The 21,494-nt window shown below is 73.2% G+C and carries 20 protein-coding genes; 8 read left to right on the top strand and 12 right to left on the bottom strand.

The window, feature by feature from the left end:
* Positions 1-109 precede the first annotated feature (109 nt).
* The 3 genes from dapF to ACSNN9_RS10285 are packed head-to-tail and all read right to left on the bottom strand — an operon-like array spanning position 110 to position 2,611.
* Complete coding sequence (gene dapF, locus ACSNN9_RS10295; protein ID WP_436672816.1) at positions 110-961, bottom strand: diaminopimelate epimerase; 852 nt, start codon at positions 959-961, stop codon at positions 110-112.
* 7 nt (positions 962-968) lie between these two features.
* The gene (miaA, locus tag ACSNN9_RS10290) at positions 969-1,895 is read right to left on the bottom strand and encodes a tRNA (adenosine(37)-N6)-dimethylallyltransferase MiaA (protein ID WP_436672815.1); all 927 of its coding nucleotides are present in this window, start codon (positions 1,893-1,895) and stop codon (positions 969-971) included.
* Positions 1,892-2,611: a hypothetical protein gene (locus ACSNN9_RS10285; RefSeq protein WP_436672814.1), complete on the bottom strand. Its 720-nt coding sequence runs from the start codon at positions 2,609-2,611 to the stop codon at positions 1,892-1,894. The genes miaA and ACSNN9_RS10285 overlap by 4 nt, the downstream gene beginning before the upstream one ends.
* 278 nt (positions 2,612-2,889) lie before the next feature.
* Between ACSNN9_RS10285 and ACSNN9_RS10280 the strand changes: the two genes are divergently transcribed.
* From ACSNN9_RS10280 to ACSNN9_RS10270, 3 genes are all read left to right on the top strand, one after another.
* Positions 2,890-4,098 carry a DUF349 domain-containing protein gene (locus ACSNN9_RS10280; RefSeq protein ID WP_358091695.1) on the top strand — a complete coding sequence of 403 codons (1,209 nt, stop codon included), beginning with the start codon at positions 2,890-2,892 and terminating at the stop codon, positions 4,096-4,098.
* Between the two features lie 334 nt (positions 4,099-4,432).
* Positions 4,433-6,034: a cellulase family glycosylhydrolase gene (locus tag ACSNN9_RS10275; RefSeq protein ID WP_436672813.1), complete on the top strand. Its 1,602-nt coding sequence runs from the start codon at positions 4,433-4,435 to the stop codon at positions 6,032-6,034.
* A 275-nt stretch (positions 6,035-6,309) separates the two neighbouring features.
* On the top strand, positions 6,310-7,269 hold the full coding sequence (locus ACSNN9_RS10270; protein ID WP_436672812.1) for a pectate lyase family protein: 960 nt from the start codon (positions 6,310-6,312) through the stop codon (positions 7,267-7,269).
* Between the two features lie 52 nt (positions 7,270-7,321).
* Here ACSNN9_RS10270 and miaB read toward each other — a convergent pair whose 3' ends face one another.
* A complete protein-coding gene (gene miaB / locus ACSNN9_RS10265; RefSeq protein ID WP_436672811.1) occupies positions 7,322-8,848 on the bottom strand; it encodes a tRNA (N6-isopentenyl adenosine(37)-C2)-methylthiotransferase MiaB in 1,527 nt (508 codons plus the stop codon).
* 52 nt (positions 8,849-8,900) lie between these two features.
* Here miaB and ACSNN9_RS10260 point away from each other — a divergent pair, with 52 nt between their 5' ends.
* Entirely contained in the window at positions 8,901-9,131 is a 231-nt protein-coding gene (locus tag ACSNN9_RS10260) for a DUF2277 family protein (RefSeq protein WP_436672810.1), read from the top strand.
* Between the two features lie 99 nt (positions 9,132-9,230).
* On the opposite strand, the gene ACSNN9_RS10255 is transcribed toward ACSNN9_RS10260, so the two are convergent.
* Both ACSNN9_RS10255 and selD read right to left on the bottom strand, forming a co-directional pair.
* Positions 9,231-9,710, bottom strand: a complete 480-nt coding sequence (locus tag ACSNN9_RS10255; protein ID WP_436672809.1) for a hypothetical protein — start codon at positions 9,708-9,710, stop codon at positions 9,231-9,233.
* Between the two features lie 232 nt (positions 9,711-9,942).
* Positions 9,943-10,932 carry a selenide, water dikinase SelD gene (selD, locus tag ACSNN9_RS10250; RefSeq protein WP_358091687.1) on the bottom strand — a complete coding sequence of 330 codons (990 nt, stop codon included), beginning with the start codon at positions 10,930-10,932 and terminating at the stop codon, positions 9,943-9,945.
* A 189-nt stretch (positions 10,933-11,121) separates the two neighbouring features.
* Here selD and ACSNN9_RS10245 point away from each other — a divergent pair, with 189 nt between their 5' ends.
* The 4 genes from ACSNN9_RS10245 to ACSNN9_RS10230 are packed head-to-tail and all read left to right on the top strand — an operon-like array spanning position 11,122 to position 14,525.
* Positions 11,122-11,877, top strand: coding sequence for an amino acid ABC transporter ATP-binding protein (locus tag ACSNN9_RS10245; protein ID WP_091620503.1), 756 nt, complete (start codon positions 11,122-11,124; stop codon positions 11,875-11,877).
* A gap of 58 nt (positions 11,878-11,935) precedes the next feature.
* The gene (locus tag ACSNN9_RS10240; protein ID WP_436672808.1) at positions 11,936-12,814 is read left to right on the top strand and encodes a glutamate ABC transporter substrate-binding protein; all 879 of its coding nucleotides are present in this window, start codon (positions 11,936-11,938) and stop codon (positions 12,812-12,814) included.
* 41 nt (positions 12,815-12,855) lie between these two features.
* On the top strand, positions 12,856-13,563 hold the full coding sequence (locus ACSNN9_RS10235) for an amino acid ABC transporter permease (RefSeq protein WP_358091683.1): 708 nt from the start codon (positions 12,856-12,858) through the stop codon (positions 13,561-13,563).
* Complete coding sequence (locus ACSNN9_RS10230) at positions 13,560-14,525, top strand: amino acid ABC transporter permease (RefSeq protein WP_358091681.1); 966 nt, start codon at positions 13,560-13,562, stop codon at positions 14,523-14,525. Before ACSNN9_RS10235 ends, ACSNN9_RS10230 begins: the two co-directional genes overlap by 4 nt.
* 60 nt (positions 14,526-14,585) lie before the next feature.
* On the opposite strand, the gene rny is transcribed toward ACSNN9_RS10230, so the two are convergent.
* The 6 genes from rny to ACSNN9_RS10200 form a co-directional block, all read right to left on the bottom strand.
* Positions 14,586-16,352 carry a ribonuclease Y gene (rny, locus tag ACSNN9_RS10225; protein WP_436672807.1) on the bottom strand — a complete coding sequence of 589 codons (1,767 nt, stop codon included), beginning with the start codon at positions 16,350-16,352 and terminating at the stop codon, positions 14,586-14,588.
* Positions 16,353-17,157: 805 nt separating this feature from the next.
* A complete protein-coding gene (locus ACSNN9_RS10220) occupies positions 17,158-17,871 on the bottom strand; it encodes a 3-keto-5-aminohexanoate cleavage protein (protein WP_436672806.1) in 714 nt (237 codons plus the stop codon).
* 135 nt (positions 17,872-18,006) lie between these two features.
* Entirely contained in the window at positions 18,007-18,702 is a 696-nt protein-coding gene (locus ACSNN9_RS10215) for a regulatory protein RecX (RefSeq protein ID WP_436672805.1), read from the bottom strand.
* 14 nt (positions 18,703-18,716) lie between these two features.
* Positions 18,717-19,763 (bottom strand): recombinase RecA, encoded by a 1,047-nt coding sequence (gene recA / locus ACSNN9_RS10210; RefSeq protein ID WP_089001435.1) that lies wholly within the window; start codon positions 19,761-19,763, stop codon positions 18,717-18,719.
* 184 nt (positions 19,764-19,947) lie between these two features.
* Entirely contained in the window at positions 19,948-20,148 is a 201-nt protein-coding gene (locus ACSNN9_RS10205; protein ID WP_121395993.1) for a DUF3046 domain-containing protein, read from the bottom strand.
* A 4-nt stretch (positions 20,149-20,152) separates the two neighbouring features.
* Positions 20,153-21,469 (bottom strand): MFS transporter, encoded by a 1,317-nt coding sequence (locus ACSNN9_RS10200; protein ID WP_436672804.1) that lies wholly within the window; start codon positions 21,467-21,469, stop codon positions 20,153-20,155.
* Positions 21,470-21,494 lie beyond the last annotated feature (25 nt).

The following is a 21,494-nucleotide window of genomic DNA, read 5'->3' as shown; positions in this document are numbered from 1 at the left end:
ATCATGCAGTTGTGGTGCCCCACAAACGGGGTTCCGGAGGGCAGACCGCCCACCACAACTGCATGATCGACGCCTGGGAGGAGCGAGGAGCGCCGAGGGGCGAGGCGGGTCAGGCAGCGGTGGTGAGGGTGGTGGGGTCGAGGGTGCCCGCAGCCACCAGGGTGGCCGGGCCGGCCAGCCAGCAGGAGTCCTCGGTCACCGTGACCGACAGGCGTCCGCCGGGGACGTCCACCGCCAGTACGCCGATGTCCCGGCCGGCGTCGCGCAGGGCCACCGCGGCCACCGCGCAGGCCCCCGTGCCGCAGGAGAGCGTCTCGGCGGAGCCGCGCTCGTACACGCGCATGAGCACGTGCCCGTCGGTGCCGTCGACCGGCTCGCCCGGTGCCGTGAACTCCACGTTCACCCCGGCCGGGAAGACCGCCGAGTCGACGTCGGGGGCCCGGGTGAGGTCGAGCGCGGTCAGCTCCAGCCCGGCCGGCAGCGCGCAGACCAGGTGCGGGTTGCCCACGTCGACCGCCGTGCCGGGCAGGGTCAGCCCGCCGAGGGTGGCGGTCGCGGTGTCGTACAGCCGGGGGCGGCGCATCTCGACGGCGACGGCGTCGGCCGTGACCAGCGCGCGCACGACGCCGGCCCGGGTGGCCACCGGCAGGGCCCCCTCCTCCGGCTCGGCCAGCCCGGAGGCGACCAGGTAGCGGACGAAGACCCGGGCACCGTTGCCGCACATCTCCGCGAACGACCCGTCGGCGTTCCAGTAGTCCATGAACCACTCGGCCTCGCCGGACGCCCCGGCGCCCTCCGGATGCGCGGCCGCCCGGACCACCCGCAGCACGCCGTCGCCGCCGAGCCCGCGTCGCCGGTCGCAGAGGGCCGCGACCAGCCCGGGTGTCAGGTCGAGCCGGTTGTCCGGATCGGGCAGGATGACGAAGTCGTTGCCGGTGCCGTGGCCCTTGGTGAACTGCACGCCCCCATCATCGCGCAGCGGCGGGAAGCCGGCGCAGGGCGGCCGGGATCAGGTCCGGCGCGCACGAGTCCAGCCAGTGGATCCGCGGGTCGCGGCGGAACCAGGAGCGCTGCCGCCGCACGAAGCGCCGGGTGGCCCGCACGGTCTCGTCGTGCGCCTCGGCCTCGGTCAGCTCCCCGGCGAGGAAGCGCAGCACCTGCTGGTAGCCGAGCGCGCGGCTGGCCGTACGCCCCTCGGACAGGCCGCGCCCGACCAGGCCCCGGGTCTCGGCGACCAGGCCGTCGGCCCACATCCGGTCCACCCGCAGCGCGATCCGCTCGTCCAGCAGCGCGGTGTCCAGGTCCACGCCGAGCTGCACCGAGGGGTAGTACGGGCTCGGGTCGGGCAGCGAGGCGGTGAACGGCGCCCCGGTCAGCTCGATGACCTCCAGGGCGCGGACGATCCGCCGGCCGTTGCCGGGCAGGATCCCCGCCGCGGCCGCCGGGTCGGCCTCGCGCAGCCGGGCGTACAGGGGCGCGGGGCCGACCTCGGCCAGCTCCCGTTCCAGCCGCTCGCGCACCGCCGGGTCGGTGCCGGGGAACTCGAACCGCTCCAGCACCGCCCGCACGTAGAGGCCGGAGCCGCCGACCAGCAGCGGCACCCGGCCCCGGGCCAGGATGTCGTCGACGGCGGCGCGGGCCAGCCGCTGGTACTCCGCGACGCTCGCCGGCTCGGTGACGTCCCAGATGTCCAGCAGGTGGTGCGGCACCCCCTCGCGCTCGGCCGGGGTGAGCTTGGCGGTGCCGACGTCCATGCCCCGGTAGAGCTGCATCGAGTCGGCGTTGACGACCTCGCCGTCGAGGGCGTGCGCGAGGGCGATGCTCAGCGCCGACTTGCCGGCCGCCGTGGGGCCGACCACGGCGACGACCGTCCCGGCCGGCGGGCGGGCGGTCACGCCGGCGCCCAGGACGACACGAGGTAGGCGACGCCGTAGGGCGCCGAGTAGTGGCGCAGCTCGCCGCGCCAGTCGCCGCCCGTCGCGCGGACCGCGCCGGCCAACACCTGCCAGGGCGCGCGGCCGGCGGCCTTCAGCTGCGCCGACAGGTCCGGGTCCAGGTCGAGCAGGGCCTCGGCGTCCGCGTCGGCCAGGGCGCGGGCGACCCCGTCGTCGTACGCCTCGGCGCGCGGGTCGTCGTAGCCGGGCGACTTCGGGCCGCGGCAGGCCGACCCGTCCCCCGTCACCAGCAGCGCGGTACGCGGCTCCGTCGCCGCGCCGAGCGCCGCCCCCAGCTCGGCGCACCGCGCCGGGGACGCGTCGGTCGCGACGGAACGGGCCAGCCGGGGCAGCTCGGTGCGGGAGCGCCCGACCAGCCACGCGCCGATGGTCAGGCTCAGCGGCAGCCGCTCGCCGCCGGCGCAGTTCACCTTCCACAGCCGCACGTCCCGGTCGAGGCCGAACTGGCGCAGCGAGCCGCGGTCGGCCGCGTTGAAGCGGGTGGTCTCCGGCCCGCCGCCGACCAGGACGATCACCTCGGGCCGGGCGGCGAGCAGGCCGGCGACCGCGGCGTCGCAGGCGGCACGGAGCTCGTCGAGCTCGGGCGCGGCGGCACCGGCCAGCTCGGGGACGATCAGCGGCGGATGGGGGCAGACGGCGGCGGCGACCAGGGGCACCCGGCAACGGTATCGGCACGACGGCGTCCGGCGCCCCGCACCCGCCCGACGACGGCCCCCCGCGTCGGGGCGCGCCGTACGGTACGCCGTACGCCGGATTCCGACACTCCTCCCAGGAAGCCTGTCCGCGGGCGCTAGGACACCGTATGGTCACGGTCGGCGATAGGCGCTCGACGGGAACGGGGTCGCACCTGTGACAATGCCGGGGGGAAACTTTGCTGCGCCGTGGCGGCGATCGCGGGACTGCTCCCCGACGCCGGGAGAACGAGGATGGGCACATGAGCGACTGGACTGCCTTCGGACGGGTGGACGCGGACGGCACCGTGTACGTCAAGACCGCCGACGGCGAGCGGGTGGTCGGATCCTGGCAGGCGGGAGCGCCCGAGGAGGGGCTGGCCCACTTCGCCCGCCGCTTCGACGACCTGGTGACCGAGGTCAACCTGACGGAGGCCCGGCTCAACTCGGGTGCCGCCGACGCCGGCCATTCACTGACCACCATCCGGCGGATCCGCGCGTCGCTGGCCGAGGCGCACGTCGTCGGCGACATCGACGCCCTGGCCGCCCGGCTGGACCGGCTCGCCACGGTCGCCGAGGAGAAGGCCGGCGAGGCCAAGGCCGCCCGGGAGGCCGCCCGCGGCGAGGCGCTCGCCCGCAAGCAGGCCCTCGTGGAGGAGGCGGAGAAGCTGGCCGCCGAGTCGACCGGCTGGAAGACCGCCGGGGACCGGCTCAAGGAGATCCTCGACGAGTGGAAGACCATCCGCGGGGTCGACAAGAAGACCGACGGCGAGCTGTGGAAGCGCTTCGCCGCCGCGCGGGACGGCTTCACCCGCCGCCGGGGTGCTCACTTCGCCTCCCTCGACGCGCAGCGCAAGCAGGCGCAGACGGTCAAGGAGGAGCTGGTCGCCGAGGCCGAGAAGCTCAAGGAGTCCACCGACTGGGCGGCCACCGCCAACCAGCTCAAGGACCTGATGAACCAGTGGAAGGCCGCCCCCCGCGCCTCGAAGGAGGCGGAGCAGAAGCTCTGGGAACGGTTCCGTGCCGCGCAGGACGAGTTCTTCACCCGGCGCAGCGAGGTCTTCTCGGCCCGCGACAACGAGCAGCGGGGCAACCTGGAGCGCAAGCAGGCGCTGCTCGCCGAGGCCGAGGCGCTGGACGTCGACGGCGACCCGAAGGGCGCGCAGGCCAAGCTGCGGGAGATCCAGGCCCAGTGGCACGAGGCCGGCCGGGTGCCCCGTGAGGCGGCGGCCGGGCTGGAGCGCCGGCTGCGCGCGATCGACGAGAAGGTCCGCGAGGTGATGGACTCCGCGTGGCGGCGGACCACCAAGGAGGACAACCCCCTGCTCGCCCAGATGCGGGCGCAGGTCGCCGAGGCCGAGGAGCGGCTGGCCCGGGCCCAGGCCGCCGGGGACGCCCGGCGGGTCAGGGAGGCCGAGCAGGCGCTGGCATCCAAGCGGCAGTTCCTCCAGCTCGCCGAGCAGGCCGGCTGAGCCGGACGAGCCACCACGGAAGCCCCCGGTCCGCCACGGACCGGGGGCTTCCGGCTGTCCGCCCGGGGCCGTCCGCCCGGGCACGGGACGGTTGACGCATCGAGGCGCGCTGATCAGAATGAGCGGCGGAGCCAGGTCCGGCACCGGTGTGAGGGCACCGAGGGCGCACACCGCGTCGTCGGGAACGCCGGGTGGTCCCGCGAGCGGCCGCATCCCGCGTGGCACGTCCCGTCGCGCCCTGTCCGCGTACTCCCTCCAGGGAGCGTGACGGCCGTCGCCCGGTTCCCGTCCGCGCCACCTCGGGTGGCGGCGGGCAGTTCGAAGTGGAGCTCGCATGCACCGACGCAGCGCCCTCGGCGGCGCGATCACCGCGCTCGCCACCGCCGCGGCCGGCGTCCTCGTCGCCGCCGCCGTCAGCACCGCCCCGGCCGTCGCCGCCCCCGCCGGCACCGGGACCGGCTACCTGCACACCAACGGCAACCGGATCGTCGACAGCACCGGCGCGACGGTACGCGTCACCGGCATCAACTGGTTCGGCATGGAGACCGACAACAAGACCTTCCACGGGCTGTGGTCCACCAACCCGTGGCGGGGACAGATCGACAAGATGGCCAGCCTCGGCTACAACACGCTGCGCGTGCCGTACTCGAACGACGCGTTGAAGCCGGGCGCCACGGCCAGTGGCATCAACGACTTCGTCAACCCGGACCTGGTCGGGCTCTCCCCGTTGCAGATCCTCGACAAGGTCATCGACTACGCCGGCGGCAAGGGGATGCGGGTCATCCTGGACCGGCACCGGCCGACCTCGGCCGGCCAGTCCGCGCTCTGGTACACCCCGACGGTCTCGGAGGCGACCTGGATCGACGACTGGAAGATGCTCGCCCGGCGGTACGCCGGCAACACCACCGTGATCGGGGCGGACCTGCACAACGAGCCGCACGCCGAGGGGACCAACCCGGCGGCCACGGGCGCGTGCTGGGGCTGCGGCGATCCGGCGCGGGACTGGCGGCTGGCCGCCGAGCGGGCCGGCAACGCGATCCTGTCGGTGCAGCCGAACTGGCTGATCTTCGTGGAGGGCGTGAGCTGCCCCAGCGGCGGCCTCTCGAACGTCTGGGACAACGACCCGAGCAACGACGAGGACTGCGGCTGGTGGGGCGGCAACCTCACGAAGGCCAAGGACTTCCCGGTCCGCCTCGACGTGCCGAACCGGCTGGTCTACTCGCCGCACGAGTACGCCACCTCGGTCTTCGAGCAGGCCTGGTTCAAGAGCCCGGACTTCCCGGACAACCTGCCGGGCATCTGGGACAGGTACTGGGGCTACCTGCACAGGCAGAACATCGCGCCGATCATGCTGGGCGAGTTCGGCAGCACCCTGGCCGACCCCCGGGACAAGGTGTGGCTGGAGAAGCTGATGGCCTACACCGGCACCGGAGTCGACGGGATGTCCTTCACCTACTGGTCGTGGAACCCGAACTCCGGTGACACCGGGGGCATCGCGCTGGACGACTGGACCAGCATCAACACCACCAAGCAGGCCATCCTCCAGCCGTACCTGATCCCGCCGGTCGGCGGCGGGGGCGGCCCCACGGGCACGCCGACGGCGACGCCGACCTCGTCGCCGCCGCCCACCGGGGGCTGCACCGCCGCGTACCGGCAGGCCAACGCGTGGCAGGGCGGCTTCCAGGGGGAGCTGACGGTGACGAACACGGGCACCGCGGCGGTCGACCCGTGGCGGGTCACCTGGAGCTGGCCGGCCGGGGTGACCCTGGCAAGCGGCTGGAACGCCACGGTGACCCAGTCCGGTCAGACGGTGACGGCGGCGGCCCCGACCTGGGCGGCGGCGCTGGCGCCGGGCGCCTCGGTGACCGTCGGTTTCACCGCCAACGGCCCGTCCACCGCGCCGGGCACGGTGCGCCTCGACGGCGTCGCCTGCTGAGCCACCCTCCGATCGGCGGTCGTCCCCGCCTCGGGGACGGCCGCCGATCCTTGTGCGGGCCGAGGGCCTTTACATCGATGAGGGTCTGTGTTTATATCAGGAAAGCGCTTACCTGATCGCTCGGGAGCGCCAGCACGGGAGCCGCAACTTCGCGCAGCCAGTCCGCACCTCTGCGGGGCCGCAGCCCGCCGTCCCCGCCGACCAGACGCCACCGGGCACGGCGTCGCAGGGTCGGCCCGCGGTCCGCGAGCCCGCCACCACCGAAGGGAAGCACCATGCGTACGTCCCGACGTCGCACCATCCTGCTCACCGCCGCCGCCAGCGCCGCGCTGCTCGCCGCGGGGGCGCTGACCACCGGCACCGCACCCGCCTCGGCCGCCCCCACCGGCCTGGTCGGCTGGGCCACCCAGAACGGCGGCACCACCGGCGGCAGTGGCAACCCCGTCACCGTGACCACCGCCTCCGCCCTGACCAGCGCGGTCGGCTCCAGCAGCGCGGCGGTGATCCGGGTCTCCGGCACCATCTCCTGCTCCGGCATGCTGCGCGTGCGGTCCCACAAGACCATCCTCGGCAACCCCGGCGCGACCATCGCCGGCTGCGGCTTCAACATCAGCGGCGACCGCAACGTCATCATCCGCAACCTGACCTTCCGGAACTGGAACGACGACGCGATCAACGTGCAGGAGTCGGCCACCAACGTCTGGATCGACCACAACAGCTTCACCAACGGCTACGACGGCGCGGTCGACATCAAGCGCGGCTCGGACTTCGTCACCGTGTCGTGGAACCGGGTCTACGACCACGACAAGTCGATGCTGCTCGGGCACAGCGACAGCAACGGCAGCCAGGACACCGGCCACCTGCGGGTGACCTACCACCACAACTGGTTCGACGAGAGCACCCAGCGCCATCCCCGGGTCCGCTTCGGCAACCCGGTCCACGTGTTCAACAACTACTACGACAGCAACAGCGGCTACGGCGTGGCGTCCACCGAGAACGCCGGGGTGCTGGTCGAGGGCAACTACTTCGAGAACGTCGAGGACCCGTACCACCTCGGCGAGGGCGACTCCGGCCCCGGCACGCTGGTGGCCCGGAACAACCACTTCGTCAACTCCGGCAGCGGCCAGGCCGGCGGCAGCGTACGGAGCATCCCGTACTCGTACAGCCTGGACGCCGCGAGCAGCGTGAAGTCCATCGTGACCGCCGGCGCGGGCGCGGGTCGGATCACCGTCTGACGGCCTGAGCGCACCGGCCGGGGTCCGTGCGCGGGCCCCGGCCGGTCGCGGGTCAGTGTGCGGCGCAGCCGGTCGTCGGCGCGGGCGCCGCGGCCGGCGCGCCGATCGTGGGCAGCCCGAGCAGCACCCCCGGCGTACGCGGGGCGCGCCCCGCCTCGGCGGCGTCGCCGGCCCGGGTGCGCCGGTGCGACAGCGGCTCGCCGTCGGCGTTGAGGTGGTGCGGGGCGGCGTAGGTGATGGTGGTGTGCACGATGTCGCCCGGGCGGATCCGCCCGGCCGGGGAGCCCTCCTCGCCGGCCCGGCCGTCCGCGCCGGTGGCGAAGTGGACCAGGCGGCCGTCGCGGGCGCGGCCGGACATCCGGCCCGTGCGCTCGTCCTTGCGCCCCTCGCCAACGGCGACCAGCACCTCGACGGTCTCCCCCACGAGCTTCCTGTTCTCCGCCCAGGTGATCTCCTCCACGCAGGCGATCAGCCGCTCGTAGCGCTCCTGCACGACCTGCTTGGGCAGTTGGCCGTCCATGGTGGCGGCCGGCGTGCCGGGGCGCTTGGAGTACTGGAAGGTGAACGCGGAGGAGAAGCGGGCCTCGCGGACCACGTCGAGGGTGCGCTCGAAGTCGGCCTCGGTCTCGCCGGGGAAGCCGACGATGATGTCGGTGGTGATCGCCGCGTCCGGCATCGCCGCCCGGACCTTTGAGATGATGCCGAGGTAGCGGTCGGCCCGGTACGAGCGGCGCATGGCCCGCAGCACGTCGTCGGAGCCGGACTGGAGCGGCATGTGCAGCGAGTGGCAGACGTTGGGCGTCTCGGCCATCGCGGCGATCACGTCGTCGGTGAAGTCCTTCGGGTGCGGGCTGGTGAACCGGACCCGCTCCAGCCCCTCGATGTCGCCGCAGGCGCGCAGCAGCTTGCCGAAGGCGAGCCGGTCGCCGAACTCGACGCCGTAGGAGTTCACGTTCTGCCCGAGCAGGGTCACCTCCAGCACACCCTCGTCGACGAGCGCGCGGACCTCGGAGAGGATGTCGCCGGGGCGGCGGTCCTTCTCCTTGCCCCGCAGGGAGGGCACGATGCAGAAGGTGCAGGTGTTGTTGCAGCCGACGGAGATCGACACCCAGCCGGCGTACGTGGACTCGCGCCGGGTGGGCAGCGTCGAGGGGAAGACGTCGAGGGACTCGAGGATCTCCACCTCGGCCGCCGTGTTGTGCCGGGCCCGCTCCAGCAGCACCGGCAGCGACCCGATGTTGTGCGTGCCGAACACCACGTCGACCCAGGGCGCCTTGCGGACGATCTCGCCCCGGTCCTTCTGGGCCAGGCAGCCGCCCACGGCGATCTGCATCCCCGGGTGCCTGGCCTTGACGGGGCGCAGGTGACCGAGGTTGCCGTAGAGCCGGTTGTCGGCGTTCTCCCGGACGGCGCAGGTGTTGAACACCACCACGTCCGGGTTGTCGTCGGCGTCGGCGGCGCGCACGTAGCCCGCCTGCTCCAGCAGGCCGGAGATGCGCTCGGAGTCGTGCACGTTCATCTGGCAGCCGTAGGTGCGCACCTGATAGGTGCGCGGGCTGCTCGCCGCTGCGGTAGTCATGACCCGGACAGCGTATCCGCCACCCACCGACCGAACTCAACGAGGAGCAGCCGTGTGCCGGAGCATCAAGACCCTGCGTGAGCCGTACGTCGCCGAGGTGACCCCGGCCGACGTCGACGCGGCGGCGTTGCAGTACGTCCGAAAGATCTCGGGTTTCCGCAAGCCCGCCGCCCACAACGCCGCGGCCTTCGACGCCGCCGTCGCCGCGGTCGCCGCGGCCACCGCGACCCTGCTCGCCCAGCTGGAGGTACGCGGCGGCCGCTCCGCCGGCCCGGCGAGCTGATCCCGCCGCCGGGCCGGGTGGGGGACCTCGCCCCCATCCGACCCGGCGCTCGGGCTGCCTCCGCCGGGTTGGCGCGGGAGCCGACAGCCGGTGGGCGGGTCAGGCGGCGGCGAGCGCCGGGAGCACCGAGTCCGGCGCCCAGCGCGAACGGTGGCACTGCGACCAGCCGCGACAGCGGGGATCCGCGTCGGTGCACAGGCGCTGGTTGGCCAGCAGCTCGCCGTCGTCGGTCTCCCGGACGTCGAAGTGCACCGGCCGGATCGTGCCGTCGGGCGCGACGAGCAGGTGCCGCCCGGCGTCGAGCGTGTCGTCGCGCAGCAGGCAGTTGCGGTCCAGCAGCCGCGCCAGCGCGGCTATGCTGCCGTGCTCGGAGAGGCGTTCGGGCACCCCGTAACAGTCCACGATCGTGGCGAACTCCCCCGGCGCCTGCCAGACGTCGCAGATCACCGCGTACGTCGGCAGGCGGGCGGGGTCCGCCGCCGCCAGGGGCATCACCACCCGGCCGAGCGCCTCGGCCAGTGCCGGGTAGACCTCCACCGGCCGCACCTGCTCGATTCTCCAGTTCCACAGCTCGGTCATGCCGCCTCCTCGCTGTGCTCGTCCCACCGGCCTCCGGATCGGGCCTTAATGACGATGGTGGGGTGCATATGACCTCAGCCGGGGGCAAGTTACCGGTCTGTGACCATTCCGGGCAAAATTTCCTCGAGCGCCGTTGCTCGGAGTAGCGGAAAGGTGACAGTTTATCGGGTACGGTGGCCGGCCCGGCGCGCCACCACGCCGGTCGGGCGAGATTCCCGCCGGCGGGCCGCCCTCAGCGCACGACCACGCGGTGCTCCCCCAGCGGCAGCAGCTCGCCGACCACGGTGGCGCCCGGCAGCTCGCCGGCGACCAGCAGGCCGCCCGAGGTCTGCGCGTCGGCCAGCAGCAGCCGCTCGTCCTCGGCCACCCGGCCGAAGTCGGTCCACGGCGTCACCCACTCCAGGTTGCGCCGGCTGCCGCCGCTGACGTGCCCGTCGCGCACCGCCTCCCGGGCGCCGGCCAGGTAGGGCACCCGGGCCGCGTCGATCGCCACCGTGAGCCGGCTCGCCCGGGCCAGCTTGGACGCGTGCCCGAGCAGGCCGAAGCCGGTCACGTCGGTGCCGCAGCGGACGCCGGCCGCCACCGCGGCCCGCGCCGCGTCGCGGTTGAGGGTGGTCATCGCGGCGACCGCCTCGGGGAAGCTCTCGCCGGTGGCCTTGTGCCGGGTGTTGAGCACCCCCACGCCGAGCGGCTTGGTCAGCGACAGCGGCAGGCCCGCCCGGCCGGCGTCCAGGGTGATCAGCTCCTCCGGCCGGACCACCCCGGTGACGGCCAGCCCGTACTTGGGGCCCTCGTCGTCGACGCTGTGCCCGCCGGCGAGGTGGCAGCCGGCGTCGCGGGCCACGTCCTGCCCGCCGCGCAGCACCTCCCTGGCCAGCTCCAGCGGCAGCACGCCGCGCGGCCAGCAGAGCAGGTTGAGCGCGACGAGGGGGGTGCCGCCCATGGCGTACACGTCGGAGAGGGCGTTGGTCGCGGCGATGCGCCCCCAGTCGTACGCGTCGTCGACGACGGGGGTGAAGAAGTCGGCGGTGGTGACCAGGCCGGTGCGCTCGTCGAGCCGGACCACCGCGGCGTCGTCGCCGTGGTCGAGCCCGACGAGCAGCTCGGCGGTGCCGGTGGCCGGGCCGAGCCCGGCGACCATGGTCTCCAGCTCTCCCGGGGGGATCTTGCACGCGCAGCCGCCACCCCGGGCGTACCGGGTCAGCCGTACCGGTTCGGTCATCCCCACATGATCTCCGGGCCGCCCCGGCTCCGCCACACCGGCGGTCCGGATCGCGGTCAGAATCGGACTCTTGACCCCGATCCCAACTGGTGTTATCGCTCCGTGACCAACTGAGTTGCGTACCGCCACATCCCCCCGCCTACAGTTGCCCAACCGGGGGTCACCCGACCCCGCGCGACGACAGGGACGGTGAACGACGTGACGACGGGCGAACCGCTCATCGTGCTGGACTCGGTCAACAAGTGGTTCGGGCCGCTGCACGTGCTGGACGACGTCTCACTGTCGGTCGGGCGCGGCGAGGTGGTCGTGGTGATCGGCCCGTCGGGCTCCGGCAAGTCGACGCTGTGCCGCACCATCAACCGCCTCGAACCGATCAGCTCCGGCACGATCACCTTCGACGGGCAGCCGCTGCCGGCCGAGGGCAAGGCGCTGGCGAAGCTGCGCAGCGAGGTCGGCATGGTGTTCCAGTCGTTCAACCTCTTCGCGCACAAGACGATCCTCGAGAACGTCACCCTGGGGCCGGTCAAGGTCCGCAAGGAGAAGCCGGCGGCGGCGCGCGAGCGCGGCCTGGCCCTGCTCGACCGGGTCGGCATCGCCAACCAGGCCGACAAGTTCCCGGCCCAGCTCTCCGGCGGCCAGCAGCAGCGGGTCGCGATCGCGCGGGCGCTGGCCATGCAGCCCAAGGCGATGCTCTTCGACGAGCCGACCAGCGCGCTGGACCCGGAGATGGTCGGCGAGGTGCTGGACGTGATGACGTCGCTGGCCCGCGAGGGCATGACCATGGTCGTGGTGACCCACGAGATGGGCTTCGCCCGGCACGCGGCGAACCGCGTCATCTTCATGGCCGACGGGCAGCTGGTCGAGGACGCGCCGCCGGCCGAGTTCTTCGCCAACCCGCGCAGCGAGCGGGCCAAGGACTTCCTCTCCAAGATCCTCACGCACTAGGCGTCCGTACCTGGAGCGCGCCGTCCCCCGGCGGGTTCCGTCGAAGAAGGAGAACAACATGCGTATCACGCGCGTAGCGGCGCTCGCGGCGGCCGCCACCCTGGCGCTCGGCATGACCGCCTGTGGTGGCGACGACGCCGAGGAGGGCACCGGCGCCGGCAGCAAGTCCTTCGCCGCCGGCAGCACGATGGAGCGCCTCAACAAGGCCCAGGCCATCAAGATCGGCACGAAGTTCGACCAGCCCGGCTTCGGCCAGAAGGGCCTGTCGGGCAAGCCGGAGGGCTTCGACGTCGAGGTCGCGAAGATCATCGTCAAGGAGCTCGGCATCCCCGAGGACAAGATCGAGTGGGTCGAGGCCCCCTCGAAGGTCCGCGAGGACGTGATCGTGAACGGCACCGTCGACCTGGTCGCCGCCACCTACACGATCAACGACAAGCGCAAGGAGCGCATCGCGTTCGCCGGGCCGTACTACGAGGCCGGCCAGAACATCATGGTGAAGAAGGACGACAGCACCATCACCGGCCCGGACTCGTTCAAGGACGGCGCCAAGAAGGTCTGCTCGGTCACCGGCTCCACGCCGGCCGAGGAGATCAAGAAGTACGTCAAGGACGTCGCCACCCAGCTGGTGCTCTTCGACACCTACGACAAGTGCCGCGACGCCCTGAAGGGCGGCCAGGTCGACGCGGTCACCACGGACAACGTGATCCTGCTCGGCTACATCGCCAAGGACGAGGCGTCGTTCAAGCTGGCCGGCGACAACTTCACCAAGGAGCCGTACGGCCTCGGGGTGAAGAAGGAGGACACCGCCTTCCGGAACTTCGTCAACGACACGCTGGAGAAGGCGTTCGCTGACGGCAGCTGGAAGAAGGCCTGGGACGACACCGCCGGCAAGTTCGGTGCCGAGCTCGGCGCCGCGCCGACCGTCAACCGCTACTGAGCTGATCCGTTGATCTGGAGGGTGGGGAGGAAGACCGGCCCGTGAGTGTGCTCATCGACAAGTTCGACGTCTTCGCGGGTGGTTTCTGGCTCACCCTCCAGATCTGCGTACTCGCCGCGGTCGGCGCCCTGATCCTGGGCGCCGTCCTGGCGGTGCTGCGGATCTCCCCGGTGCCGCCGCTGCGGGCGGTCGGCACCGGATACGTCAACGTCTTCCGCAACATGCCGCTGACCGTGGTGATGTTCTTCGCCGCGTTCGGCCTGCCGGCGCTCGGCTCCAACGCGGACTTCCTGCGCGTCCCCGGCCTGGACGCGGTATTCAGCCGGCTCGACACCGATCTGCCGTACTTCCGCTTCGCGCTGATCGCACTGGTGCTCTACACCGCGGCGTTCGTCTGCGAGGCACTGCGCTCCGGCGTGAACGCCGTGCCCGCCGGTCAGGCGGAGGCCGCCCGGTCGCTGGGCCTGACCTTCGGCCAGAACCTGCGCTACGTGGTGCTGCCGCAGTCCTGGAAGGCCTCGGTGGTGCCGCTCGGGTCGGTGATCATTGCGATGATCAAGAACTCGGCCCTGGTCGGCTTCTTCGGCGTGGTCGGAGACCTCTCGCAGACCGCCGACCAGCTCACCTCGGCTGAGGGCTACGCCTTCGTCCCCGTCGCCATCGGCATCTCGATCGGATACCTGATCATGACCGTCCCCCTCGGCGCACTCCTCGACCGGATCGAGAAGCGGCAGGCGGTGGCCCGGTGAGCCAGCAGAGCGTCCTCTACGACGTACCCGGCCCCCGGCAGCGCCGGCTCACCCTGGTCGGCAGCGTGGTGGCGACGGTGCTGCTGCTCGTCGCCGCGTACTTCCTGATCTACCGCCCGCTGGACGACAAGGGCCAGTTCTCGATGGAGCTCTGGGGGCCGCTGATCGACCCCTCCAACGAGAACTTCTCGCTGGTGTGGGACCGGATCGCCCTCGGCTTCAAGAACACGCTGACCGCCGCCGCCCTGGCGATCGTCTCCTCGCTGGTCGTCGGCACCCTGCTCGCGGTGCTGCGGATCCAGCTCAAGAGCCTGACCCGGCGCCGGTTCACCGGGCTCGCCACGCCACTGGCGTACCTGCTGCGCGGGCTGAGCCTGTTCCTGTCGGCGGTCACCCGGGTCTGCGTCGAGGTGTTCCGGGGCCTGCCCGTGGTCATCACGATCTTCTTCGTGGCCCGCGGTTTCCCTGAGTTCGGCGTCTCGTTCGACACGCTCTGGTACCTGGTCATCGGCCTGACCATCTACAACTCGGTGGTGATCGCCGAGATCCTCCGCTCCGGCATGGAAGGGCTGCCCGGCGGGCAGGCCGAGGCGGCGGCCGCGATCGGGCTCTCCCCGGCGCAGACCACCCGGATGATCCTGCTGCCGCAGGCGTTCCGGATCATGCTGCCGGCGCTGATCAGCCAGCTCGTCGTGGTGCTCAAGGACACCTCGCTGGGCTTCATCATCAGCTACGAGGAGACCCTGAACATCGGCAAGCAGATCATCGGCGTGCTGGACAACCCGATCCAGGTCTACGTCGTGATCGCGGTGCTGTTCATCCTGGTGAACTACTCGCTGTCGAAGCTGGCCCAGTACGTCCAGCGCCGGCTCTCCCGCGGTCGCAAGACCGCCGGCACCCCGGCCCAGAACCCGCCCCCGGCCGCGCTCACCGCGCAGGCCGAGGGCACCGGCGGCGCCTGATCCCCGACCGACGACGAAGGGCCGGCCCGATGATCGGGCCGGCCCTTCGCGTTGACGCCGTCAGCGGGCGATCTCGGTGACCCGGGACTCGCGGACCACGGTCACCCGGATCTGCCCCGGGTAGGTCAGCTCCTCCTCGATCTGCTTGGCCACGTCCCGGGCCAGCACGGCCGCGCCGATGTCGTCCACGTCGTCCGGCTTGACCATCACCCGGATCTCCCGGCCCGCCTGCATGGCGAAGACCTTCTCCACGCCGAGCTTGCCGGCCGCGATCTCCTCGATCCGCTCCAGCCGCTTGACGTACGCCTCCAGGCTCTCCCGCCGGGCCCCCGGCCGACCGCCCGAGCAGGCGTCGGACGCCTGGGTGAGGACGGCCTCGATGGTCTGCGGCGGCACCTCGTTGTGGTGCGCCTCGATGGCGTGCACGACGTCCTCGCTCTCGCCGTACTTGCGGGCCAGGTCGGCGCCGATGATGGCGTGGCTGCCCTCCACCTCGTGGGTGAGCGCCTTGCCGATGTCGTGCAGGAACGCCGAACGCTTGATGAGCGGCACGTCCAGCCGCAACTCGGCGGCCATGATGCCGGCGATGTGCGCGGTCTCCACTAGGTGCTTGAGCACGTTCTGCCCGTACGACGTCCGGTAGCGCAGCCGGCCCAGCAGGGTGACCAGCTCCGGGTGGATTTCGGTGATGCCGACCTCGACCAGGGCGTCCTCGGCGGCCCGCTGGCAGAGCTCCTCCACCTCGTGCCGGGCCAGGTCGTAGACCTCCTCGATGCGGTGCGGGTGGATCCGCCCGTCCAGGACCAGCTTCTCCAGGGTCAGCCGGCCGACCTCCCGGCGCACCGGGTCGAAGCAGGAGAGCAGCACCGCCTCGGGGGTGTCGTCGATGATCAGGTTGACGCCGGTGACCGACTCGAAGGCGCGGATGTTGCGGCCCTCCCGGCCGATGATCCGCCCCTTCATCTCGTCCCCGGGCAGGTGCAGGACGCTGACCACGCTCTCCGCGGTCTGCTCGCTGGCGACCCGCTGGATGGCGTCCACGACGATGTGCCGGGCGCGCTGCTCGGCGGTGCCGCGGGCGTCGGACTCGATGTCCCGCACCAGCAGCGCGGCCTCCCGCTTGGCCTGGACCTCGATCGCCTCGATCAGCTCCGCCCGGGCCGCGTCGGCGGTGAGGCCGGCGACCCGCTCCAGCTCGCGGCGCCGCTGCTCCTCCGCCTCGGCCAGTTCGGCCTCGCGCTGGGCGAGCGCGGCCTCGCGGGCCGACAGGGCCGCGCTGGCGGCGGTGAGCTGCCGCTCCCGCTCGGCGAGCCGCTCCACCTCCTCGGTGTGCAGCCGCTCGCGCTCGTCCATCCGGGCCGCCCGCCGCTCCACCTCGGCGGCCTGCTCCCGGGTGGTGGCCGCGAGCACCGCGACCTCCCGCTCGCCGCTGCGCCGGGCGGTGGCCCGCAACTGCTCCGCGTCGGCCTCGGCCTGCTTGTGGGCCCGTTCCAGGACGGTGTCGGCCTCCGCCCGGGCGTCGTCGAGCACCCGGCGGGCCTCCGCCCGGGCCGCCTTCGCCTCGGCCTTCGCGGCGGCCGCCTCGGCGCGCGCCGCCGCGGCGGCCGACTTCGCCACGTCGATCGTGCTGTTGGCCTCGTCGGCGGCGGTGCGCAGGGCCGCGAGGGACTGCTCCTGCCGGTCCTTCTCGGCGATGAAGGCGGGATCCTCGGGCGCCGGCGCCGCGTTGAACCGACGCAGCGCCCGTACGCCGAGCAGTACCGCCCCGAGCACGACCACGGTCAGGACCAGCACCACGGCGAGGATCACGACGTCGAACCCGCTCATGCCGGCGCCCCGGCCCGCCCGATGCCCACGGGTCCGCGCCCGATGCCCACCGGCCCCTGCCCGGCGACCGGCGTGCTCATGTCGGCACCCCGGTGGAACTGCGCCGCCTCGCCATGGCCGCCTCCCCTGAACGTCGGGACCGCAGCGACCGTGCCGATGGGCACGCACCCTGCGGCTGTGGACGCCCGACCGGAGCGACTGGCCGTGGGGTAGCTTCCGTCGGCGGTGCCCACGCGGGAGCATCGCCGACGGCCGGGTGCAGTTGTCGCGCCAGCGCCGGACCGGCCAGTCCGAACTGCCGCCAATGACCGATCGGATCGGTCAAAGTGATGCTGTTCCGTTACGCGATCTATGTTGTGCGCTTAGCCTGCGCTTGGTCGGGCAAGTTGAGCCTGTATGGCGAGGCTAGGTCTCCCGGGGTGCTCTGGTCAAGAACTCATGATCAAACCCCCCGAACGGAGAGAAGTTGCCGCGTCACGCACCGCTGATGCACGCCCGGACACCGGCGGACAAAACGGCAGCGGATCCGGCCGCCCGGCACGTCGGCCCTGCTCAGCCCGGCCCCTGCGGACGCACCCGCCCCGGCCGTACGCCCGGCGGGCTGTGACGCAACCGTCGGCCCCAGGGGGCGCCACCGGAGCCCAGGGCAGCCGCGCGTGCGCTACCGCCTTGATCGTCTGTCGCCGAACCGGCGGTTCGGGCGTCCGGGGCCGGTTCCCCGTCAACCGATCATGAGCACCAGGCGTGACCGGCGCACGGCACAGGCACCGGGCCAGACCGGCACGCCGCGCGGGGTCGGGGCGGGTCAGCGGGCGCCTGCGGCCAGCGCCGCCGTCACCAGTGCGGCGTTGTCGGGCGCGGTCGAGCCGTTGGGCAGCGACAGCGTGTCCTCCAGCCCGACGCGGCTGTGCAGCCCCCGGCGCACCGCCTCGGTCAGCACCGCCCAGGTCGCCGGCCCCTCGGCGTGCAGCAGGATCGGCGGGCCTCCGGCCGCAGGGGGCGGCAGCGCCGCCAGCATCGCGGCGGCGTCCGCCAGCGCCACCGCCGGGTCCTCGGCCATGCACTCGATCAGGATCCGCCCGGCCGGCACCCGCCAGCGCGCGTACGCCCCGACCGCGTCGACCGTCCAGAGCCCCGCCTCGACCATGACGCCCCGCTCGTGCAGCGCCGCCGCCACCGCCTCCGCACCCGGCTCGTGCGCGTTGACCGAGGCGAAGTCGGGCAGCACCCGCCAGGCCCGGACGGCGGCCACCCGGGCGGCCGGCTCCGGCGCGATCCAGGCCCCGGTGCTCACCCCGACCGGCAGCCCCGGCCGGGCGGCCCGGATCGCGTCGAGCGCGGCGGCGACCACCGACGGGTGCAGGGACTCCCGGCCGGCGGCGTCCCGGGGGTGGACGTGCACCGCGCCGGCGCCCAGCCCCGCGCAGCGGGCCGCGTCGGCCGCCAGCTCGGCCGGGGTGACCGGCACCGCCGGATGCTCGTCACGCCCCCGGGCCCCATTGAGACACGCCTTCAGCATGGAAGCCTCCCTCCGGCCCGCTTCAGCATGGCAGCTCCCGCAGCCAGCCTCGGCGGACCACGGCGCGACGCGCCTTGAGCGCCGGGTCCCGCCGCGGTGGGGTGCACAGGGCCCCGGCCGATCGGGCCGCCCCGTTCACCCGAGGGAGCGGTTGTCCCGGTCCAGCTCGCCCTCGGCGTCGGCGAGCGCGTCGGCGTCGATCTGCTCGGCGAACTCGGCCGCCTCCGCGCTCTGCGCGGCGAGCGCGTCCTTCACCGCCCGGATCGCCACGCCCGGCGGGTAGCCCTTGCGGGCCAGCATGGCCACCAGCCGCCGGAAGACCGCGTCCGGCTCGCCCCGGGCGGTGCGCAGCTTGCGCTCGACCAGGGCGCGGGCGGTCTCGGCCTCGGTCTCCTCGTCGAGCTCGCCCAGCGCCTCGCTCGCGACCTCGCCGTCCACCCCGCGCTGGCGCAGCTCGTTGGCGAGGGCCCGGCGGGCCAGGCCCCGGCCGGAGTGCCGGCTGGCCACCCACGCCCGGGCGAACGCGGCGTCGTCGATGATGCCGACCTCGTCGTAGCGGTCGAGCACCTCCGCCGAGACCTCGTCGGAGACGCCCCGCTTCGCCAGCGCCCCGGCCAGCTCGGCCCGGGTGCGGGGCCGGACGGCGAGCTGGCGCAGGCAGATCTCCCGCGCCAGCTCGGCCTCGTCGCGCGGTGGGGCCGGGGGCGCCTCGGGGTCGGTGTCGTCGGTCCGGTCGCGCCGGGCCCGACGGGGCCGGGGCGCGTTGTCGTCACCCGCGCGGGCAGGGCTGGCATCCCAGCCCCGCCCGGTGCGGGCGCGTCGTCCTGCCACGGGTCAGGGACCGGTCAGAAATCGACCGGCGGCAGCTCCGGGCCACCGGCGGCGTCACCCGCGCCGACCCCGACGCCGAGCTTCTCCAGGATCTTCTTCTCGATCTCGGCGGCGACGTCCGGGTTCTCCCGGAGGAACTCGCGGGCCTTCTCCTTGCCCTGGCCCAGCTGGTCGCCGTCGTAGGTGTACCAGGCGCCGGACTTGCGGATGATCGCCTGCTCGACGCCGACGTCGATCAGCGAGCCCTCGCGGGAGATGCCCTTGCCGTACATGATGTCGAACTCGGCCTGCTTGAACGGCGCGGCGACCTTGTTCTTCACGACCTTGACCCGGGTGCGGTTACCGACCACGTCGGTGCCGTCCTTGAGGCTCTCGATGCGGCGCACGTCGAGCCGGACCGAGGCGTAGAACTTCAGCGCCCGGCCACCCGTGGTGGTCTCGGGGCTGCCGAACATCACGCCGATCTTCTCGCGGAGCTGGTTGATGAAGATGGCCGTGGTGCCGGTGTTGTTGAGCACACCGGTGATCTTCCGCAGCGCCTGGCTCATCAGCCGGGCCTGGAGACCCACGTGGCTGTCGCCCATCTCGCCCTCGATCTCGGCGCGCGGCACCAGCGCGGCCACCGAGTCGATCACGATGATGTCGATCGCGCCGGAGCGGACCAGCATGTCCGTGATCTCCAGCGCCTGCTCGCCGGTGTCCGGCTGGGAGACCAGCAGGGCGTCGGTGTCGACGCCGAGGGCCTTGGCGTATTCCGGGTCGAGCGCGTGCTCGGCGTCGACGAAGGCGGCGATGCCGCCGGCCCGCTGGGCGTTCGCCACCGCGTGCAGAGCCACCGTGGTCTTACCGCTGGACTCCGGGCCGTAGATCTCGACGACCCGGCCCCGGGGCAGGCCGCCCACGCCGAGCGCCACGTCGAGCGCGATCGAACCCGTCGGGATCACGGAGGTCTGGACGACCGGCCGCTCCCCCAGCCGCATCACCGAACCCTTGCCGAACTGCTTGTCGATCTGAGCGAGAGCAAGGTCGAGTGCCTTCTCCCGGTCGGGCCCTGCGGCCATGTTTGCCACCCCTGCCTTCGCCGGCGTCTTTCCTGAGCTTCGCGTCACGCGGACACGCTAGGCGCTGGGTCCGACAGAAAACCAGCCGACCGGCCGTGAGCTGTGGACGAGCACCCCGCTGTGGACAATAGCCGAACAGGTGTACGAGGCGGCAAGCGACACGCGGAAGCCGCGAACCAGCTGCTCAGCGTAGTCGCGCGGGCACCCGGTCGGGATAGGCCGCGCAGACCGCCCGCCACACCACGTGGGTCTGCTCACCCGACGCCAGGGCCTGCTCGATGGTCCGCCCACCGAGCTGCGAGAGCACCTGGTCGCGGGCGATGCTGCCCGCGTAGCCGGGCCCGAAGGCCTCCTCCAGCCGGGACCAGAAGTCGGTCAGCCGCACGTGATCAGTCCTCCTCGTCCGGTGCCCCCACCGGCACCGGCCGCAACGCTAGCGTCACCAGGGGCAGCACCGCGACCGCCGCGAGTCCGGTGAGCACCGGATAACCGGCCGCCTCCACGACAAACCCGCTCACCGCCCCGGCGGCGGCGCCGGCCAGCCCCATGGTCAGGTCGGAGAGGCCCTGGACGCTCGGCCGGATCCCCACCGGCACCGACTCCGACAGCAGCGTCGAGCCCGCGACCATGGTCCCCGACCAGCCCAGGCCGAGCAGGAACAACCCGGCCGAGAGCCGGGCCGTGTGGTGCCCGGCCGTGCCGGCGACCGCGCACGCCGCGAGCAGCAGCCCGACGCCGCCGAGGATCACCGCCCGGCGGCCGACCCGGTCGGTGAGCCAACCCGCCACCGGGGCGAGGGCGTACATGCCGGCGATGTGCAGGCTCAGCACGAGACCGACCACCCGCAGCACGTCGGCGTCGTCGTGCCACTCGTGCAGGCGCACCGGGGTCATCACCATCACCGCGACCATGACCAGGTGGCCGACCGCCACCGACACGATGCCGAGCCGGGCGGCCGGCCGCGCGCGTACCACCGTCCAGGCGGCCCGCATGCCCGCGGCGCGTCGGGCGGTCGGCGGCGGCGCGACGACGGGGGTCGCCGTGGCGCCGGCCGGGCCGGCGGCCGCCAGCCGGCGCGCCGTGAGCAGCGGGTCCGGTCGCAGCAGCGCCAGGATCGCCCCGGCGGCCAGCACGAGCGCGACGGCGCTGAACGCGAACGGGCCGGCCAGCGTCGGCAGCCCCCAGCCGCTGGTGGTGCGGTCGGCGAGCGAGGCGAAGTTCGGCGCGGCGACCGCGCCGATGGTGGTGGCCCAGACGATCAGCGAGAGCTGGCGGCCCCGGCGCGCCGGGGCCGCCAGGTCGACCGCCGTGTAGCGGGCCTGGAGGTTGGCCGCGTTGCCGCCGCCGAACAGGAGCATGCCGAGGAAGAGCAGCGGCACCCAGCGGGTCACCGCGGCGAGGACCACCAGAGCACCGCCGGCCGCGCCGGTCAGGTAGGCCACGACCAGGCCGGGCCGCCGGCCACGGGCGGTCATGATCCGGGTGACCGGCACGGCGAGCAACGCCCCGCCGACCACGGCGGCGCTGCTGACCAGGCCCGCGACGGCGGTGCCGGCGATGTCGGAGGCGAGCAGCGCCCCGACGGCGACGCCGATGGTCACCCCGATCCCGCCGATGATCTGGGTGACGAAGAGCAGCCGCAGGGTACGCCGCTGGATGGGCGCGACGTCGGGCGCGGCGAGCGGCGCGGCGAGGTCGGTGGCCATGGCGGCTCCTTCGAGGTAAGGGGCG

This window comes from Micromonospora sp. URMC 107, from assembly GCF_051386315.1.
GTDB lineage: Bacteria > Actinomycetota > Actinomycetes > Mycobacteriales > Micromonosporaceae > Micromonospora.
The sequence above is the reverse complement of the archived record's forward strand: the minus strand, read 5'-3'. Positions and strand labels throughout refer to the sequence as shown.

Coding starts and splice junctions, on each gene's coding strand:
- ACSNN9_RS10280 (WP_358091695.1), top strand. CDS start 2,890: ATGAGCGACTGGACTGCCTTCGGACGGGTGGACGCGGACGGCACCGTG.
- ACSNN9_RS10275 (WP_436672813.1), top strand. CDS start 4,433: ATGCACCGACGCAGCGCCCTCGGCGGCGCGATCACCGCGCTCGCCACC.
- ACSNN9_RS10270 (WP_436672812.1), top strand. CDS start 6,310: ATGCGTACGTCCCGACGTCGCACCATCCTGCTCACCGCCGCCGCCAGC.
- miaB (WP_436672811.1), bottom strand. CDS start 8,848: ATGACTACCGCAGCGGCGAGCAGCCCGCGCACCTATCAGGTGCGCACC.
- ACSNN9_RS10255 (WP_436672809.1), bottom strand. CDS start 9,710: ATGACCGAGCTGTGGAACTGGAGAATCGAGCAGGTGCGGCCGGTGGAG.
- selD (WP_358091687.1), bottom strand. CDS start 10,932: ATGACCGAACCGGTACGGCTGACCCGGTACGCCCGGGGTGGCGGCTGC.
- ACSNN9_RS10240 (WP_436672808.1), top strand. CDS start 11,936: ATGCGTATCACGCGCGTAGCGGCGCTCGCGGCGGCCGCCACCCTGGCG.
- rny (WP_436672807.1), bottom strand. CDS start 16,352: ATGAGCGGGTTCGACGTCGTGATCCTCGCCGTGGTGCTGGTCCTGACC.
- ACSNN9_RS10220 (WP_436672806.1), bottom strand. CDS start 17,871: ATGCTGAAGGCGTGTCTCAATGGGGCCCGGGGGCGTGACGAGCATCCG.
- recA (WP_089001435.1), bottom strand. CDS start 19,763: ATGGCCGCAGGGCCCGACCGGGAGAAGGCACTCGACCTTGCTCTCGCT.
- ACSNN9_RS10200 (WP_436672804.1), bottom strand. CDS start 21,469: ATGGCCACCGACCTCGCCGCGCCGCTCGCCGCGCCCGACGTCGCGCCC.